Consider the following 18,934-nt stretch of genomic DNA (forward strand, 5'->3'; position numbering starts at 1 on the left):
CGATGTGGAACGCAATTATCGCCGACGATGAGCGCAAAGCAAGGAACGTCGTGCGAAACTTGGGAAATTGGCACGAGCTCGGCATTCGCATCGTCGCAGAGGCGACGGACGGCGACGAGCTGCTGGAGCTGGCGCAGGAATGGAACCCCGATTTAGTTATATCCGATATGAGAATGCCGGGGATCCAAGGCGCGGAGCTCATTCGTGCCCTGAGAAGAACGCTGCCCGAAGCTCAGATTGCCATCGTCAGCGGTTTCGAAGATTTCGAATACCTACGGGAAGCTCTTCAATCGCACGCCGTCGATTATATGCTTAAGCCGCTGGAGGAAGAATCGTTTCACCTCGCTCTTGCAAAAGCCGTGAGGGAGCTCGCTTCGCTCAGGGATCAACGGTTACGCGAAATATCGATTCAGGTGATGGCCAATGAAAGCAGAACGCGGGCTCGTGAGCAAACGTTCTACAAATGGTTATCCGCGAGTCCCTTAAAAACGGATGAAACAAAATTGCTGCATGATTGGCTGGCAGCCACGGATGGGAACGTACCGCTTTATCGTATCATGGTGATATCTTTCCTCCGATACTCCCGGCTGCTTGCCAGATACAACGGCGACGCCAGCCTGATGAAATATGCAATCGCCAACATGCTGGAGGAGATCGGAAGTCCGGGCAGGACCCGGGCATTCGGAAGCCCGTTCGGCGAAAACGAATTCATCCTCGTGTTTCCCGACGCGCCCAGCTTGGATAAGATTGACTCTTTTTGGGCGGAGTCGAACGAGCAATTGCAACGATTGTTGGGAGCCGAAGCTTGGGCAGGCGTTAGCGGCATCTGCCGGTCAATCGACGAAGCGGCCTCTTCCTTGGCCGAAGGGCGCGCTGCAATGATGCAGCAAACTCTATCGGAAGCGAAAAGCAGAGCGCAGGAGTGGCAGCAAGCAAGCCAACTCCAGGTTGTCCATGCGTTCGCATTCAATCCTCACTTGCCCAACAGGCTGAGAGCTGCGATCGAGATCGGAAACGGTGCCGATTTGGCACGCATTATCGATGGCGCTTGGCTCGAAGCAAAAATGAAAGACGACCTGACGCTTTTAGCTGTGCGCCAATTTGCAAGAATGCTGATCAGGGAATTGCAGACTGTGGCGGATAAAACGGCGGACTTGCCGGCGATGCAAACGGAATGGCTATCCCTCGTTCAGACCTGCGAAAGAGAGTACGATCCGGCTGATATGATGCCAGCCTTCAAATTGTTCTGCGAACATATCCAGGAATTGCAGCTCATGCGTCCGGCGTTTCGCGACAAAAACGCGCTCTTCGGAATTAAGAAGTTCGTGGAAGAAAACTACATGATTAAACTCTCTTTGGCCGATTTGGCCAACCGGTTTTTCATGAGCGAAGAGCACATATCGAGAATGTTCAAGGAAGAATTTGAAGTCAATTTGTTCGATTATATCGCAGGCTTGAAAATTGATAAGGCCAAGGCGCTGCTCGTAAAAGAACGAGTCAAGGTTCAGGAAATCGTAGAGATGCTGAACTTTACCGACGCGAGTCATTTTACGAAAGTATTCAAGAAATATACGGGCACAACGCCGAAAGCATTTCGGAATGGACGATATGGCGCATTGGACGACGAACGATCGAATCAATAAAATACCAGTTTCCCTCAAGCGTCTACCTATTTCCTCTTATCGATTCTTGGTAAATTTGACTTGCAAGCGAACTGACATATGGGGGTAGATGTTTTGAAAAACAAATGGTCGATCACGGCGTCAAGCGTATTATTGATCGGGCTGCTGGCGGGCTGCGGAACTTCGAACGATTCGAATAACGCAGCCACCGCTTCGGCAAACGCAACAGCTTCTGCAAATTCCTCTTCCAATTCAGCTTCGTCAGCGCCCGTGACATTAAATTTCATGGCATGGGGCAGTCCGGACGGAATTAACCAATATGCAGAAAGTGTGTTTAACGCTTTTCCGGAATTGAAAGACAAGGTGACGATTAATCCGCAAATCGCAGGAAAAGGCGACACCGACGTCGCGCAAAAAATCCGCTTGTCGCTTGCATCGGGAGAGGCGCTTCCGGACATCGTCGAGTTGAATCGCACCTTGCTGTCCGAGTTCGCCGGAGCCGGCGTTCTCGAAGATCTGACTCCTGTGTTCGAGCCAGTCGAGAATAATCTAACGGATGGCGCAAAAGCGCTCGTCACCTACGATGGCAAGTACTACGCGTTCCCGTACGAAGTCAAATCGAAATTATGGTTCTATCGTAAAGATTTGTTTGAGCAAGCGGGCATCGATCCTACGCAAATTACAACAGAGGATCAGTACTTGGATGCCGCGATCAAATTCCATCAAAAGTTTCCGGATAGCTACATGACGAACTTGTCGAATCAGCCTCCGGGCTATTGGCTCGGCATGCTGCTAAGCGGCAATGGAGCCAGGATCACGGACGATCAAGGCAATTATGTAGTGGCAACCGATCCGGGAATCCGCAAAGCGTTCGAATCGACGGACAGGCTGCTGAAGTCAGGTGCGATGGCGAATATCAACGACTGGACGCCCGACTGGGAGAAAGGCTTCGCGGACGGTAAAATCGCATCGAGTTTAATCGGGAATTGGTTTAAATTCTTCCTTCCCGACTACGCCAAAGATCAGGACGGCAAATGGGGCGTTACGCAATTCCCTGTTATTGCGGATGCACAGGGAGGAAGCGAATCGGGCGGTTCGGTCTACGTCATTCCGGCCAATGCCCCTCACAAGGCGGAAGCGATCGAGTTTCTCACGAAAGCCATCCTGACGAAGGAAGGAAACCTGGAATTATACAAAACCAAATTGACGCCGGTCCTGAAGGATGCCCTGGAAGATCCCGCTGCCAAAGAAGCGGTGCCTTTCTTCGGCACCGATCTGATGCAAGCCGAGTCGAAAGCGCTGGAAACCTTGAAGGTATTCCCGTTCGATCCTTCGGCTGATATGGAATTCAAAATATTGAATCAATACTTGAACAAATATTTGATGGGCTCGGCGAGTCTGGACGATGCGCTAAAGCAAGCCGAGGCCGATATGAAGACGCAAATCGGCAATCCGCTTAACATGTAATCTTCATCGGGCAACGAATCTCCCCAGCATCGCGCGTTCGGTGCGGGGGAGATTCGATTCGCCGCTTGCGACCTAACGGGAGGTGAACGACCGATTGTCTGAACGCACGCTCAAGCTGCGAGATGCAGCAGTCCCTTATATATATATTTTGCCGTTTCTCGTCTCCTTCGCCGCCTTCTTCGTCTATCCGTCCTTCTATTCTTTGAAGCTGAGCTTTTATCGGTACAAAGGCTACGGGACGGCGCAATGGGTCGGCTGGGATAACTACAGCAATGCGCTGCATTACTCGACCTTCTGGCAGAGTATCGGGAACACGCTGTTCTATCTGGTCGGCCATATCTTTCCGGTTATGATCCTCTCTTTTATACTGGCAGTCTTCCTGCACGGCAAAGCGGTTCGCAGAAAATCCGTCTACAAGCCGTTGATTTTCTTGCCTCAAGTAGTCACGGCCGTAGCCGGCGCGCTTGTGTTTCAAATCTTCTTCTCCACGCAATCCGGCGTCATTAACAATTGGCTCGGTACCGAGATTCCTTTTCTGCAGAACCCCGCGCTCATCAAATGGCCGGTCATTGCATTTCTCGTCTGGAGAGGGATCGGCTGGTATTTGGTCATTTACTTGGCGGGACTGACGACGATTAATGAAGAGGTGAACGAAGCGGCTCTTATCGACGGCGCTTCGGCCATGCAGCGGCTTCTGCGAATCACGATTCCGTTAATGAAGCCCATCTTCCTGTTCGCGTTCATGATCGACGCCATCGCTTCGCTCAAGATATACACGGAACCTAATCTCATGCTTAATACCGCCGGGAATATGCCCACGGCTGCGATGCCTGTGGTTAACTTGCTCGTCAATAACATCAATAGCGGCAGCTTTGGTATGGCGTCTGCGATCGGATGGCTCCTGTTCCTGCTCACTTTAATCGTCAGCGCCGTCCAGTATGCAGCGCTCAGGGGGAGGGATTAGCGTGAGTGCCGGCAGAGGAAAGCTGTCCGCCATGCTCGTGCATTTCGTTTTATTGCTTGTCGTTCTGGCCTCCTTGCTCCCCTTCTTCGTCATGGTTTTCGGATCGCTGAAGCATACCTCGGAGCTGGCGAGCAATCCGGGAGGCTTTCCGGCGCACCCCACCTTGCGCAATTACAGCGATCTGTTCTCCTATAACGGCGGAGCGATGATCCGGGCATTTTTTAACGCGGTTTTCGTTTCCGGAGCGCATACGGTGCTCACTTTGTGCGTATCGGTCATTGCCGCATTCGCATTCGCGAAGTATTCGTTTATCGGCCGCAATACGATTTTTGTGCTTTTGATGGCGACCATGATGGTTCCCCTCGAAATTACAATTCCTCCCCAATACATTATTTTCAGCAAAATCCATTGGTTGGACACCTATTGGGTGCAAATCGTTCCGGGGATCGCGAACGTGTTCGCCATGTTTATGCTCGTGCAATTTCTGCAGAGCATTTCCAATACGTTAATTGAAGCGGGACGGATCGACGGAGCGGGTCATAATGCTGTGTTCGCACGGATTATTTTGCCGATGCTGACCCCTGCGATCAGTTCTCTGGGCATTCTGGTGTTCATCGGCAAGTGGAACGATTACTTGTGGCCAAGCATTATGCTCAAGAGCGCCCACATGTTTCCGATTCTCATTCTGCTGCCCACGCTCAGCATCGGGGGCAATCAGTTCATTATACCTTGGGGACTCGTGCTGGCGGGCTGTGTAGTCGTTACTTTGCCGATTATCATTCTCTTCTTGTTGTTTCAAGAAAAGTTTATGTCCTCCATGACGGTCGGAGCGATCAAAGAGTAAAAAGAGGAGCGTTAAACACGATGACATGGACGAAATATGCAAACAACCCGGTGCTGGGAGGCGATTATGGAACATGCTTTGATCTGAGCATGATCCACGAGGACGGCAAGTTTAAGATGTGGTTTTCTTGGCGGCCCAAGAAAAGCATCGGTTATACAGAGAGCTTGGATGGCTTCAACTGGAGCGAGCCCGTCGTCGTGCTTGCCGACAATCCCGAGAGCGGCTGGGAAGACGATCTGAACCGGGTATCGGTCGTGCGGAAGGGCGATCTGTACCATATGTGGTACACGGGCCAAACGAACGAGCCCGAAGCTTCGCGAATCGGCTACGTCCAAAGCCAAGACGGCATCCATTGGACGCGAGTGCGGGAGCAGCCGGTGCTGGTGTCCGAAGAACCGTGGGAAAAGGTAGCCGTCATGGTGCCGCAGGTGATTTGGGACGAACAACTGAATCTTTACCGGATGTGGTATTCCGCAGGAGAGCAATACGAGCCGAATGCGATCGGCTATGCGACGAGCGAGGACGGAATCGCGTGGGTGAAGGAATCGTCCAACCCGATATTCACGAAGGATCTCTCGAACGAATGGGAGCGGCATAAGGTAGCCGGCGCACAGGTGTTCAAGCATGGACGATGGCACTATATGTTCTACATCGGCTTCGAGGACGAGCATACGGCAAGAATCGGGATCGCGCGTTCGACGGATGGCATCTCGAATTGGGAGAAGTATCCGGCGAATCCGATTGTGGAGCCGACGCCTGGCGAATGGGACGGGGAGGCTGTCTACAAGCCGTTCGTGCTGAAGCGCGGCGATAAGTGGTTCCTGTGGTACAACGGCCGAAACGGGGCGCTTGAACAGATCGGCGTCGCGATCTTCGAGGGGGAACATTTTTGGAATGATTAGTCGCCCGGAGACGAAAAAATTGTCGAGTTTAGAGATACTGGATATCGTCGACGATTTGTTAAAGACCGGCCATAAGCCGATGTCTCTCGAACAAGAGCTGGTCACGAGCGGCTCGGTCGGCGACCGCGTATTCGCGAACTTCGCCAGAAAACCGGGCATTTGCGGCAAGTTTCATTTTGTTCATATGACGAACATTCCGGACCTGCTGGAGCTGCGCTTCGAAGAAGTCAGCTTTATGCCTCGGCTGAGATCGGAGTATACATGGTATCCCTCCCATTTATATGTCAAACATTACTACGCGGGATTCGTGCTGGAAGAGCGGAAATTCATTACGCAGGACGATCGGATCGTCAATGAATGTACCGTCACACCGAACTCGGAACGTCTCCAAATAACGGTCAAGGCGTTTTCATCCGTCCTGCAGGATCGGTTCGGTATGCAGTGGGATTACCACGGCACGCCGGTTGCGATTCAAACGTCATCGGATAAACCCGAGGTGTTCGAGGCAGGCATTCGGCGCGTCATCGAACGCGAGGTTCCTTTGAATTTCTGCGTAGCTGTGCAATTTCGCGTCGAAGGCGAAGCTTGCGAGGAGAAGATGGTGACCTTGCAAGAGCATCGGGAGCAGTTCAGCCAATTCTTTGAACATATTCCGATACTAAGCTGCTCGGATCCGGAATTGGAAAAGGTGTATTACTACCGCTGGTTTCTGCTAAGGCATAACTTGACTTATCCTCGGCTAGGCAATCTTCCGTATCATGTCCTGTTCGAAGGCCGGTACGGCATCATCGATGACCGAAGCGATTGGTCGGACGGGACGAATGGCGCCTATACGTGGGAATTTTCGCGCGCGATCGGTGCCTCTGTTCCGCTTCACCTCATGGACCTGAAGTGGGGCGGCCGTCTTGACCTGCTGAAAGAAGACATTCAGACGTTCCTGGATCAGATTGGGCTGGAAGGGAAACGGGACTGGACGCAAGCCGGCATGATGCCAGGTTGGATCCGTACATTCGATATGGGCTTGAATCATTATTACTTCCACATCCTTCCTCATGTCGTCTGGCAAATCTACGAAATCTACAAAGATCCGGAATGGCTGGCATCCGTTGCGCCTCCCTTATGGAACGACCTTGCGGCTTGGGAGACCTATGATATTCACGGCGTCGGACTGCCTGTCCTTTTTGAAGAAGGCTCTACCGCGATGGAGCTCGGACCTGCCTCGCACTTCGGCTGCGGCAGCATCGGCTATGAGAAGTCGATTCGAAATGTCCGCACGGAGCTCGCCGCTTTCTATGCGCTGAACTATCGGGCGTTTCAGAAAATCTATACCATACTCGGGGACGCGGAAAAGGCGAAGCTGTGCAAGGAGAAGAGCGCGCAAATCGTCGATTCGATTCAATCCTATATGTGGCATGCAGAGGAAGGCTACTATCTGGAGAACACGGAAGAGCTGACGCCCATTCGCGGAATTAAGCAAGCGGGAGGCATCTTTCCGCTCTTGGTGGCCGATCCGCCCGATGCAGATGCATTCCTCGGACATATCAACGATCCGAATGCATTTAATCTCCCCTACGGGATTCCCAGCGTATCCAAGAACTCGTGGGGCTATTACCCGAACAATACCTACGAGGAAAAGCGGCCGCACATGTGCATGTGGAACGGTCCGACATGGCCGTTCTCGACGACCTTCGCCCTGCATGCCATCGGAAGATATGCGCAGCGCAGCGGAGACGCCGCTTATGCCGAAGCATTTACTCGCGAGCTCGGCAAATATCAAAAGCAGCATTTTCTTTACGGCGACCCCCGGAATCTGTGCTTGGTGGAGCATTACAATCCGGAGACGGGCATGCCGCTTAGCGGCGAGGATCATTATAACCACTCGGGATTTATTCATTTTGTCATTGAGATGCTCGGCGGCTTCTCGATCGGCGAGGATGGGCGAATTCGCTTTGCTCCGATCCCTTCGGAATTGGCATGGCTGCATATATCGGGGATCCCCTTCGAAGGAAAGACGTACACCGTCGAGATCGATTCGAGCGCGGAGCTATGCCGCTACTTCGCGGAGCCTATAGAAAAGGAGGAAACAGCCAGTGAAATCTAGAGCCGTGTATTTCCGGGGCAACAGGCAGCTCGAATTAAGAGAGATCGAGGTGCCCGATCCGAACGAGGATGAAATTCAGGTAAAAACGCTCGTGAACGGCATTTGCATGATGGAGGTTTGGCAATACAATCTCAAAGAACCTTACTGGAAAGAGGGCATACTGGCAGGTCATGAAGGGGTCGGTCTGGTAACGAAGGCGGGGCGCAAGGTAAACGGATTGAAGGAAGGGGACTATGTTTGGACCGGAAATAGCTCTTGGAGCGAGCGCCTCAATTTAAAAGAAGGGCACGCCGTTAAGTTGAACTGCACACCCGAGAATGCGGAGAATTACGTCATTGAGCCTCTGTCTTGTGCGGTAACTGCCGCTGCCTATCTGAATGTGTATCCAGGAGACCGCGTCATTTTGTTTGGAGCTGGTTATATGGGACTCTTGCTGACTCAGCTGTTGGCGCGCTCCCCGCTGTCGGAGCTGATTGTTGTCGACTTGAAGAAGGAGAACCTAGAGCTCGCTGCGTCGTTCGGAGCGACAGAAACGATACAAATGGGGGAACCGGGAGCCGAGGAGAGGCTGGCACAATTAGAAGCGCATCCATTCGATATTACAATCGAGGGCTCCGGCGCGGAGCAGGCATTGGCATCTTGCACGAAGTTAGCCCGTGCCGGCGGGAAAGTGGGGATCTACGCATGGCATCATCAGCACCGAACGGTCGATACGAGCGCTTGGCATACGAAAGGGCTTCAAATTCTCAATGTAGCTCCAGGTATAACGAGCAACGATATGCCATACCGACAATTTTATGCCGCTGAGAAATTAATCAGGGCAGGCGTTGTCCGCCAGGATGTTTTATTTACGCATCGCTATTCTTTGGATGACGTTGAACGAGCGATGAACGAGTCTACGTTGCGCGGGCAGGGATTCATCAAGTCGATGCTTGTTTTTTAGGTGAATGAATGCCTGATTATGAAAGGGTTCTCAAAATCGAATGATAATGGAGGAATCCGGAAATGATCGCGAACGGAAAGCGCAGCAAAGCCATGATTCTAATGTTGACATTGGTATTGTCGCTTATTGGATTTTTTCAACCGAAAGGAAACGAGGCCTCCGCCGCCGTTATTACTTATGAAGCCGAATGGAGCGGAAACACGCTCGGCGGCTCGGCGGCAGTCGCATCGTGCGGAGGCTGTTCAGGAGCACAGAAGGTCGGAAATCTGGGCAACAATAGCGGAACGCTGCAGTTCAACTCCGTCAATGGAGGTACCGGCGGCAGTCAAACCTTGACGATTCACTATACGGCAGGCGATAACACGCGGTCGGCCACCGTGAATGTCAACGGCACGGACGTATCGACGATCAGCTTGGCTCCGACAGGCGGCTGGAACACGGTCGGCACCTATGCGATGACGATTAACCTGAATGCGGGTTCGTCGAATACGATCAAGTTTTATCGGAACGGCGCTTACGCCCCGGACATCGATAAAATTTCCTTGGGGGTCCCGGATACGGGGACGCTGGAAGCAGAAGCAAGCGGAAACACATTGGGCGGAAGCGCAGTTATAAGTGCCTGCCCGACTTGCTCCGGGTCCCAGAAGGTTGGATATCTGGGCAACGGAAGCGGTACGCTTCGTTTTAATGGCGTGGGCGGCGGCGCCGGCGGCGAAGCTAACTTAAAAATATTTTACATCGCGGGCGACACAACCAGAGCGGCAACGATCAGCGTGAACGGAACGGATGTGACTACGCTGAGCTTCCCGTCGACGGGCGGCTGGAGTACGGTAGGCACGTATACGCTTACCATTCCAATCAACGCGGGCAATACCAATACGATTCTATTTTATCGCAATGGCGCATACGCGCCGGATATCGATAAAATCGAGGTTACTCCGATCCCGCCTCCAGGAACGGATACGACTTATACGTATAACCAGACTACGATTGTTAATAACAACAACACAACAACCATTACGAACGGCGCGAACAAGATTGTCTATTCGAAGCTAAGCGGCATGTTCGATTATTATTCCAATTCCGTTAAAATCGCTTCTAACCTGTACAGCGAGTTCAAAAACGCGTCTACGACCTACGTCAGTTCGTCTTATACGAGCCATACTTTTTCGCCGGCCGACGTGACGACCGTGACGAACGGCTTCGGCAACGGGACAAAAATCGTTTTCTCCAATACTCAAAGCGGCAACCCGACGTTGAAACAAACATTCACCATTTACGACGGCAAGCCCTATTTCTTCGTCGATTTGAACGCATCGAGCGGAAGCGGATTGAGCTCCAATTACATGGCTCCTATCAAGAGCGATGCTGCTGCGATCACCATTAACGCGAGTGCGAACAAAAGGGCCTTAATTGTACCGTACGATAACGACAAATGGGTTCGTTACAACGCGCAACCCGTCAACTCGACGGGTACCGGCTATGAGGTCATGGCGATCTACGACAACGACAGCCGCAACGGACTCATTGTCGGCTCGTCGGCTCACGACACATGGAAAACCGGCATTTCTTATACGGGTTCCGGCAATAGCGTCACGCAGCTAAATATGTTCGGCGGCGTGGCCAACTCGAGTACGCGGGACATCGAAGCACACGGTGCCGTCAGCGGCACTTCCATCAATGCGCCGCAAGCCTTCGTCGGGTATTATGCCGATTGGCGTGACGGGATGGAGGACTACGGCCGCGCCAATGCAACGATCAGCGGTACGATGTCCTGGAGCGGCGGCGTTCCATTCGGCTGGAATAGTTGGGGGTCGGTGCAGGCCAATCTCTCTTATACGAATGCGGTCGCCCATTCCAACTGGATCAAGAACAACCTCCAAAACCATAACTTCAATGACAATAATACGGTCTACATCAACTTAGACTCGTTCTGGACGAATATGACGGATCAGCAGCTGACCGACTTCGTGAATACCGTGCATGCAAACGGACAAAAGGCCGGTATCTACTGGGGACCGTTTGTTTACTGGCAAAACGATATGTCCCAGGTGGTTGAAGGCTCGAGCTATACGTACGGCGATATCGTGCTGAAGAAGTCCGACGGCACGACTTGGGGCAATTCGCTGGACGGTGCTTATCCGGTCGATCCGACACATCCGGGTACGAAACAAAGGATCGACTATTATATCGACAAGTTCAAAGCGAAAGGCTTCGATTTTGTTAAATTGGACTTCCTCACGCATGGGGCATTGGAAGGCAAGCATTACGATACGAACGTCAAAACGGGTACCCAGGCGTATAACCAAGGGATGGCTTATGTGCGCGACCGGGTGAACGGGACCATGTTCATCTCACTGTCAATCGCACCGTTATTCCCGAGCCAATACGGTCATTCGCGCCGTATTTCAACAGACGCTTTCTCATCGTTAAGCGACTCTGAGTATGTATTGCAAAGTGAAACCTATGGCTGGTGGCAAAATGGAACGATCTATAAGTTCACCGATCCGGATCACATGAAGCTATCGGGCAATCTGGAAGAGGCGCGTACCCGTGTGAATTCCGGCGTTATTGGAGGAACCGTATTTCTGAATGGCAACGACCTGACCGATCCGGCCCAACAGGCGATGGCATCAGCGTTGCTCACGAACAACGCAGTCAACGGCGTCGCTCGTCTGGGCAAAGCGTTCCGAGCGACGGAAGGCAATACAGGCACTTCTGCCGCGGATACATTCGTACTGAATAATAACGGGACGTACTATCTGGCGGTGTTTAATTACAGCGGCACAAGCAGCAAATCGATGACCGTCAACCTTTCGCGCGCCGGACTAAGCGGTACTGCGGCCTATACAGTAACGAACCTATGGGACGGAACAACTTCATCGGCAACAGGAAATCTAAGTGTGACCTTAGCGGCGAATCAATCGAAGTTGTTTAAGCTGCAGAGTTAGCGTCTATGTACGAATGAGCAGCTTCTTAAGGAGAATAACGGGGTCGCCGCACAGGACGCCGGCTTCTAAATTGTACTGACCTTATTTCGTTGATATCTAACCTGGGCCCGCATATATTGCGGGTCCTTTTTAATTTCAGGGACGCTTCGTATCCCTCTTCGCCCTTCGTTATTGCATGGTTGCGGCGCCTCCCGTTGAAAAAAACGCGCCTCGACCTTAAAAAGGGCGCATATCCGTCTTTAAAAACTTCATTGGTCGAGCGTCCGGGGAATGTTACGATATTTTCAAGGAAACGCTTTATCCGACGATGATGCGCACATCCCGGGCCGTTCCGAATCGGATTGCAATAGAAAAGGGAGGCTTCATTCCAAATGGCCAACTCGGCAAAAAAACGTATCGTTCAAGCGGCGGCGCCGGCCCTGGCGCTCACGCTCGCGCTCTCGGCTTGCGGCGGCAACGGCAATAATGGCAATAACGGCGGCTCGTCCGCATCCGCCTCGGCGCCGACGTCCTCAGCCGCTTCGGCAGGCTCGTCCGCATCCGCGCCTGCAAAGGACGTCAGCTTCACGATCGGCTATGCGACCGGCGATCCGGCGACCAAGAAGGCCGTCGCCGATACGATCGAAGCGTTCATGAAGGCGAACCCGAACATCAAGATTAAAGATATCAGCGAAGGTACGACCTCCTCGTACCTGGACTGGCTGAAGACGAAGGACGCGGTCGACGAATTCCCGGATCTCGTGGAAATGCGGGATACGGAGATCTTCGCGAAGTCCGGCAAGATCGTCGAACTGCCAGCGGACCTGTTGGATCTGTTCTCCAGCGTGCCGGAGGTGAACGGCAAGAAGTATAACGCGCCGATCACGCTGAATGCGCCAATGGGCATCATTTACAGCAAAAAAGCGTATGCCGACGCCGGCATCACTGAGCTGCCGAAGACATACGACGAGTTCCTCGCCGCACAGGAGAAGCTGAAGGCGACCGGCATCACCCCGATCGTCGTTGGCGGCAAGGATATTTTCCACATGGGCTTCTGGCTCAATAAATTTTTGATCGACGATGTGTACGTGAACGATCCGGACTGGAACAGCAAGCGCACGGCGAAGCAGGCCAGCTTCACGGACGCCGGCCCCGTACAGGCCATGACCGACTACAAGGAGCTTTTCACCAAGTACGTAGACAAGGGCTGGCTCTCCACCGCCGACAATCAGACCGCGTCGATTCTCGTCTCCGGCAAGGCGGCCCAGCTGTATTCCGGACCCTGGATGTTCACGCAGATTCACGACGCGGATCCGAACTTCGACTTCGGCTTCTACGCGCTGCCGGACCGTAAAGGCAACGTCAATGTCATCGGTCTTCCTTCGCCGGCCGGTTGGAGCTTGTCTGCAGAAGCGGCCAAGGACGCTGACAAGACCGAAGCGATGAAGACCTTCATCAAATTCTTCTTCTCCAAGGAGCAGTACGCCAAGTATCTGCAATCGGCCAACGGCATACCGTCGACCAAGGAGGAAGTCCAATACGAGTCGCTGCCGCAGATGCAGGACGTGCTCAAGCTGGTGGCGGATCCGAACGTCAAGAAGTCGCTCGCGATCAACAACTGGTGGGGCGAGAACCAGATTCCGCCGCAATTCCGCAACTGGTATTACAAGCTGATGCAAGACCTGGTGCTCAAGAATGGCGACGTCAAGGAATACATGAAAAAGGCCGACGAAGAATACGACACCGAAGTCAAAGCAAACGCCCAGCAGTAAAATAACGCGGCAGAACGGCGGCAGGCAGCGGCGATCGCGCCGCCGGACGGCCGTCTTCCGCAGGAACCGGAGCAGCCTTCGCGTGACGCGCAGGCTCTCCTTTTACCGGCACGACTTGGAGGTATCCGAGCATGGACCATACAACCAGCTATCCGTCGGGCAGCAAGGCCCGCGCTGCGAACGCAGTCAAAAAGAAAAGAAAATGGGCGAGCCACACGCTGATCTTCCTGATCCCGTCGCTCGTGCTGTACACCGTGTTCGTCATCGCGCCAACGCTCAGCAGCGCCTATCTCAGCTTCACGTCCTGGGACGGCGTCAGCGATCATATCCGCTTTATCGGCTTCGACAATTTCACGGAGATTTGGAACAGTGAGCGTGTGCGCAACGCGCTGAAGAACACGCTCATCCTGACGCTTGTCCTGGTCGTACTGGAGAATGCGGTCGCCATCGCGCTCGCGATCCTCGTCGATCAGGTCCGCTGGGCCCGCAACCTGTTCCGAAGCGTGTTCTATTTTCCCGTTCTGCTCAGCGGCATCGTCATGGGGTTCGTCTGGACGATTATCCTGAACTACAACTTCGGCGTTCTGAACCAGCTGCTCGACGCGATCGGACTGGGGGCGATGAAGGCGGACTGGCTCGGCAGCCCCAAGTTTGCGCTGGTGTCGATCATCCTGTCCACCGTGTGGAAGCAGGCGGGGTATTACATGATTATTTACCTGGCAGGGTTGCAGGGCATTCCGCAAGAGATGAACGAGGCGGCGGCCATCGACGGAGCGAACCGCTGGCAGCAGTTCCGCAGCATCACCTTTCCTATGCTGGCGGGATCGCTCACGGTCTGCTCCGTGCTCTCGATGATCTCCTCGCTCAAGATTTTCGACCAGATTGCGGTTATGACGGATGGCGGACCGGGCTTTGCGACCGAGACGCTCACCTATATCGTCTACAAGGTCGGCTTCGGCGAGCTGCGCCAGGGCTTCGGCACGGCAATGGCGATGGTGCTCTTCCTGATCATCCTTGTCATCACGGTCGTCCAGGTCCGGCTCCTTCGCAAAAGGGAGGTGCAGCTCTAAATGGAAAAGCGCAGAAAGACAGCGGACGTCGTGCTGTTCGTCGTGGCGCTGTTGCTCGCCATCGTGTTCTTCTTCCCGATTTTTTTCAACCTGATGTCGGCATTCAAGAGCAACTCGGAGATTTTGCGCGATGCGATCGCCTTCCCGAAGGGTCTGTACCTGGACAGCTTCAGGTATCTGCTGACGGAGACGGAATTCCCGCGGGCAATCGTGAACAGCCTGATCCTGACGGCCGTCTCGATTCTGTTCATGGTGCTCGTCATCCCGATGGCCGGCTATGCGATCGAGCGCTCGAACGCCAAGTGGACGAACTATGTGTTCGTTTACTACCTGGCGGGCATGATGATTCCGTTCCAGGCCTATATGATCCCGCTTTTCAAGGAGCTCAAGATGTTCGGCATGTACGGCAGTCTCGTCGGACCGATCGTCATCTATATCTCAGGCTCGGTCGGCTTCGGTGCATTGCTCTATACGAGCTTCCTGAAGGGAATCCCGCGCGAGATCGAAGAGTCCGCGGCGATCGACGGCAGCTCCAAGTACGGCATCTTCTTCCGGATCGTGTTCCCGCTGCTGGGTCCCTGTACGGCCAGCATGGTCGTACTGAACGGACTGAGCGTATGGAACGACTTCCTCATGCCGATGCTCGTGCTGCCTTCCGGCAAGCCGAAGACGATGATCGTCGAGATCTTCTACTACGTCGGCGAATTCTCGTCGCGATGGGACATGATCTTCGCCGGCACGGCGATGTCGATCGTACCGATCCTGATCGTGTTCCTGCTGCTGCAAAAGTACTTCGTCAAAGGGATCGCGACAGGCGCGGTCAAAGGATAAGCCGCCCCATCGCGCGGCGAATCGGCTCGATCGGGGGACACGCGGAGATTGCCGCGTGTCCGCCCGATTTTTCGTTTTGTGTTCCGCGCCTTTGCTTGTATGATAGAAATGGCCTGAAGAGAAGGGAGAGGTTCTCATGCGGAGATGGTCGCACAGCCTGTTCGTCAGGTTCTCGGCTGCGTTCCTGTTCGTAGGGCTGCTGCCGATGATCGCGCTCAGCATCTTCTCGCTGAAGACCTTCACGTCTCACGTCGAGCAAAATACGGTGAACAATCTGGAGCAGATGAGCTACTACATGGGCTCCAACCTGGACAGCATCTATGCCAAATACAACGAAGTATCCAAATTGATGTACGTCGGCATGACGGACGGGTCCAATCTCGGTCTGGATCACAGCGTCAGCGTCAGCGTAAACGAGCAGGAGCGCATCAATCAGATGTCGATCGACGACTTCCTGTCGACCGTGCTCTACAGCGATACTTATATACGCAACGCATTTTTCGTCCGCGCGTCGGACGGCAAGCTGTATCGCCAGACGCGCGACAACAAGGCTTTTTTGCCCGATCGTCTCAACCTCGGGGAATGGCTGGCGCCGCTAGAGGCCAATCCGCGCAAACTCGTATTGTACCCTACGCACGAAGAGATCTATTATGCGGACGCGGGACGGCGGGTCATCACCGTCGGGCGCAATCTGATCGACACGTCCGGGACGGACCTCAGCGTGCCGAAGGTGGTCGGCACCTTGTTTTTCGATGTGGATGCCGCCGTCATGAGCGATCTTTTCCGTGAATTGAACCTCGGGCCGAAGGACGAGCTTGATGTGCTGGACGGCGAGGGCTACGTCTACTACAGCAACCGCCGCGATGCCGGCGAACGGCTTAAGGACGGTTTCGCGCCCAAAGAGGGCATGCTTATGTTCAGCCAGGACATCCCTTTCTTGAACGGAAAAGTCGTCATTCGCCTCTCGAAGCGTGACCTGTACGAACGCCTCACCTCGACGCGTGCTGCGGTGCTGACTGCGATCGGCATCTGCGCAGCCGTCCTGATCGGCATGGGCATCTGGTTCTCGCGCCGGCTGTCGGATCCGATCCGCAGCGTCATCAGGCAGATGATCAAGGTCGAGTCGGGCAATCTTGACATCGCGCCGCTCCAGGGCGGACTCGACGAGGTCGGACGGCTGTCGCACGGCTTAAATCGGATGGTGGACCGTCTCCGAACGTTTATCGACGAGGCCTACGTGGCCGAGATCAAGCAGAAGCAGACCGAGCTGAACGCGCTGAAGAGCCAGATCCGACCGCACTATCTGTACAACACGCTGGAGGTCATTCGCATGAACGCGGTGGCAAGCGACGCAGCGGAGGTGGGCGACATGATCCGCTCGCTGTCCCGGCAACTGCAATACGTCATCGACTACGGCGAGGATTCGGTGTCGATCCGCCGCGAGCTCGACCACCTGCGCAATTACTTCGATATTATCAAGATCCGGTACGAGAGCCGGATCGAGCTTAGCTGCGACATTGCGCCGGATGTCGATCTGGAATGGCCGATCCCGAAGCTGTCGCTGCAGCCGATCGTCGAGAATGCGGTCCAGCACGGCCTGCTGCCCAACGGCGGCAAAGGCACGGTCCGAGTGACGATCGAGGCTGAGGAGGATAGGCTTGTCGTCATCGTCTATGACGACGGCGTCGGGATCGAGCCGTCCGTGCTTGCCGATCTGTTGGCCAGGCTGAACGAGCCGGAGCCGGCCTCGCGCAGCATCGGCTTGAAAAACGTACAGGACCGGATTAGGGCGATGTACGGCGCGAACTACGGTATCTCGATCAGCAGCCGGCCCGGCATCGGGACGTCGGTTCAGATGATTTTCCCCATGGGCGAAGGAGGCGAAGGACGTGCCGATACGGATACTGATCGCGGATGACGAGCCGATCATACTGAAGGGGCTTCGCAAGCTGCTCCCGTGGGAGGCGCTCGGCATGGAGATCGTCGGACAGGCGGGAGACGGCGCCGAGCTGGAGGCGCTGATCGCTTCGCTAGCTCCGGACATCGTCGTCAGCGACATCAGCATGCCGCACCGAACGGGCATCGATATCCTGCGTTGGATCGCGGAGCGGGGCTTGCCCGTAAAAACGATTTTCATCAGCGCTTACCAGGAGTTCGCCTATGCGAAGGAGGCGCTCTCGCTCGGAGCCGTGGATTATCTGATCAAGCCCATCGAGAAAGAGAAGCTCGAAGCGGCGCTGGCAAAGGCGACGGCGCTGATCCGGGAGGCGGGCGAGGATACCCGGCGCAAGGACAAGCTGAAGCAGCTGGAGGAAAAGCGCAGAGCCGAGGAGCTGCAGGAGGGCTTGAGCCGGCTGGCGGAGGGCGGCTTGTCGCCGCGCTCCGACACTTACCGCGGGCTGGTCGAAGCGTTCCGCGCACCGTTCTTCACCGCGCTGGCCGTATCGATCGAGCGCCTTGGCGGGAGCGCCGGACGTTGGACCGAGCAGGAGCGCAAGCTGGTCGAGTTCGCCGTGGACAATATGCTTGCGGAGCTCATCGTCGATCCGGGCGTCGGGCAGTTTTTCGGCAAGGACGGCTGCCGTACGGTCGTCATCGCGCATAGCGAGGCTGCGAAGCCCTTCGAGATCGCGCAGGATATCAAGACCAAGATCAATGCGTACTTGAAGCTGGACGTATCGGTCGGGATCGGGCCGCCCGTGCGGGAGCTGTCGCGCGTCGCGGACAGCTGCGCCAAGGCCGGCCAGGCGCTGCGGATGAAGTACTTCGAAGGACTGAATAAAGTGCTGCCCTTCGCGGAGGGCGCGTCCGCGGCAGCGGACGAGAGCGAGCTGTACCGGCTGCGGACGGAGATCGTCCAGGCGCTCATCGGCCGCAGCCGCAAGGAGGCGCTGGACGCGCTCGAGAGACTGTTGTCCCTGATCCGCGCGGCTGCCGCGGGCAGCAAGACGCTCGCGGTATCCACGGCTTTTTCCTCGATGCTCGCCGTCGTGCAGGAGATCCGCAAGTCCGGCGTGGCGGCGGGAGACGGAGGGTTCGACATCCAGGGGCTCCAGGCACGACTCGGAGACTGCGAGACGTTCGCCGCGATGGCGCAGGTCGTGCGGGACATGGTCGAAGAGCTGTCCGAACGAATCGATAACCGGACGGGCAACCGGGACAAGATGCTGCTTGCCCGGATCAAGCAATATATCGAGGAGCATTATGCCGACGAGCTCTCGCTCGAATCGGTGGCTGCGATCGCCTATATGAATCCGTACTATTTCAGCACCTTTTTCAAGAAGCAGATGCACGAGAACTTCAAGCCGTATGTGACCGATGTCCGGATGCGGCACGCGGCGCGCCTGCTCGAGCATACGGACTTGATGATGTACGAGGTCGCGGAGAAGGTCGGCTACAACAACGCCCGCCACTTCAGCGACGTATTCAAAAAGACGTACGGCAAGATCCCCAACGAATATCGGCAGGAGCGGAGAAACGTCTGAGAG

General features: G+C 54.8%; 13 protein-coding genes. All 13 read left to right on the forward strand.

Annotated elements, in window-relative coordinates; genetic code table 11:
• The first annotated feature begins 2 nt into the window (after window positions 1–2).
• Window positions 3–1,643, forward strand: a complete 1,641-nt coding sequence (locus ACFSR7_RS02070; protein ID WP_378158720.1) for a response regulator — start codon at window positions 3–5, stop codon at window positions 1,641–1,643.
• Between the two features lie 93 nt (window positions 1,644–1,736).
• Entirely contained in the window at window positions 1,737–3,089 is a 1,353-nt protein-coding gene (locus ACFSR7_RS02075) for an ABC transporter substrate-binding protein (protein WP_378158721.1), read from the forward strand.
• A 94-nt stretch (window positions 3,090–3,183) separates the two neighbouring features.
• Window positions 3,184–4,053 (forward strand): carbohydrate ABC transporter permease, encoded by an 870-nt coding sequence (locus ACFSR7_RS02080; protein ID WP_378158722.1) that lies wholly within the window; start codon window positions 3,184–3,186, stop codon window positions 4,051–4,053.
• A gap of 1 nt (window position 4,054) precedes the next feature.
• Complete coding sequence (locus tag ACFSR7_RS02085) at window positions 4,055–4,897, forward strand: carbohydrate ABC transporter permease (protein WP_378158724.1); 843 nt, start codon at window positions 4,055–4,057, stop codon at window positions 4,895–4,897.
• A gap of 20 nt (window positions 4,898–4,917) precedes the next feature.
• Window positions 4,918–5,799: a family 43 glycosylhydrolase gene (locus tag ACFSR7_RS02090; protein ID WP_378158725.1), complete on the forward strand. Its 882-nt coding sequence runs from the start codon at window positions 4,918–4,920 to the stop codon at window positions 5,797–5,799.
• Window positions 5,800–5,818: 19 nt separating this feature from the next.
• Window positions 5,819–7,900 carry an MGH1-like glycoside hydrolase domain-containing protein gene (locus ACFSR7_RS02095; protein ID WP_378158726.1) on the forward strand — a complete coding sequence of 694 codons (2,082 nt, stop codon included), beginning with the start codon at window positions 5,819–5,821 and terminating at the stop codon, window positions 7,898–7,900.
• Window positions 7,890–8,843, forward strand: coding sequence for a zinc-dependent alcohol dehydrogenase (locus ACFSR7_RS02100; protein ID WP_378158727.1), 954 nt, complete (start codon window positions 7,890–7,892; stop codon window positions 8,841–8,843). The genes ACFSR7_RS02095 and ACFSR7_RS02100 overlap by 11 nt, the downstream gene beginning before the upstream one ends.
• Before the next feature lie 62 nt (window positions 8,844–8,905).
• Entirely contained in the window at window positions 8,906–11,794 is a 2,889-nt protein-coding gene (locus ACFSR7_RS02105; protein WP_378158728.1) for a carbohydrate-binding protein, read from the forward strand.
• A gap of 371 nt (window positions 11,795–12,165) precedes the next feature.
• Window positions 12,166–13,545 carry an ABC transporter substrate-binding protein gene (locus ACFSR7_RS02110; RefSeq protein WP_378158729.1) on the forward strand — a complete coding sequence of 460 codons (1,380 nt, stop codon included), beginning with the start codon at window positions 12,166–12,168 and terminating at the stop codon, window positions 13,543–13,545.
• A gap of 131 nt (window positions 13,546–13,676) precedes the next feature.
• Complete coding sequence (locus ACFSR7_RS02115; protein WP_378158730.1) at window positions 13,677–14,615, forward strand: carbohydrate ABC transporter permease; 939 nt, start codon at window positions 13,677–13,679, stop codon at window positions 14,613–14,615.
• Window positions 14,616–15,446 (forward strand): carbohydrate ABC transporter permease, encoded by an 831-nt coding sequence (locus ACFSR7_RS02120; RefSeq protein WP_378158731.1) that lies wholly within the window; start codon window positions 14,616–14,618, stop codon window positions 15,444–15,446.
• Between the two features lie 136 nt (window positions 15,447–15,582).
• A complete protein-coding gene (locus ACFSR7_RS02125; RefSeq protein ID WP_378158732.1) occupies window positions 15,583–17,364 on the forward strand; it encodes a cache domain-containing sensor histidine kinase in 1,782 nt (593 codons plus the stop codon).
• Window positions 17,336–18,931 carry a response regulator transcription factor gene (locus ACFSR7_RS02130; protein WP_378158733.1) on the forward strand — a complete coding sequence of 532 codons (1,596 nt, stop codon included), beginning with the start codon at window positions 17,336–17,338 and terminating at the stop codon, window positions 18,929–18,931. Before ACFSR7_RS02125 ends, ACFSR7_RS02130 begins: the two co-directional genes overlap by 29 nt.
• Window positions 18,932–18,934: the final 3 nt, after the last annotated feature.

Origin of the sequence: Cohnella sp. GCM10020058, from assembly GCF_042683485.1 — a bacterium.
Taxonomy (GTDB): Bacteria; Bacillota; Bacilli; order Paenibacillales; family Paenibacillaceae; genus Cohnella.

Bases quoted from the DNA above. Each gene is read 5' to 3' on its own strand.
- ACFSR7_RS02070 (WP_378158720.1), top strand. From the start codon at position 3: ATGTGGAACGCAATTATCGCCGACGATGAGCGCAAAGCAAGGAACGTC.
- ACFSR7_RS02090 (WP_378158725.1), top strand. From the start codon at position 4,918: ATGACATGGACGAAATATGCAAACAACCCGGTGCTGGGAGGCGATTAT.
- ACFSR7_RS02105 (WP_378158728.1), top strand. From the start codon at position 8,906: ATGATCGCGAACGGAAAGCGCAGCAAAGCCATGATTCTAATGTTGACA.
- ACFSR7_RS02110 (WP_378158729.1), top strand. From the start codon at position 12,166: ATGGCCAACTCGGCAAAAAAACGTATCGTTCAAGCGGCGGCGCCGGCC.
- ACFSR7_RS02115 (WP_378158730.1), top strand. From the start codon at position 13,677: ATGGACCATACAACCAGCTATCCGTCGGGCAGCAAGGCCCGCGCTGCG.
- ACFSR7_RS02120 (WP_378158731.1), top strand. From the start codon at position 14,616: ATGGAAAAGCGCAGAAAGACAGCGGACGTCGTGCTGTTCGTCGTGGCG.
- ACFSR7_RS02125 (WP_378158732.1), top strand. From the start codon at position 15,583: ATGCGGAGATGGTCGCACAGCCTGTTCGTCAGGTTCTCGGCTGCGTTC.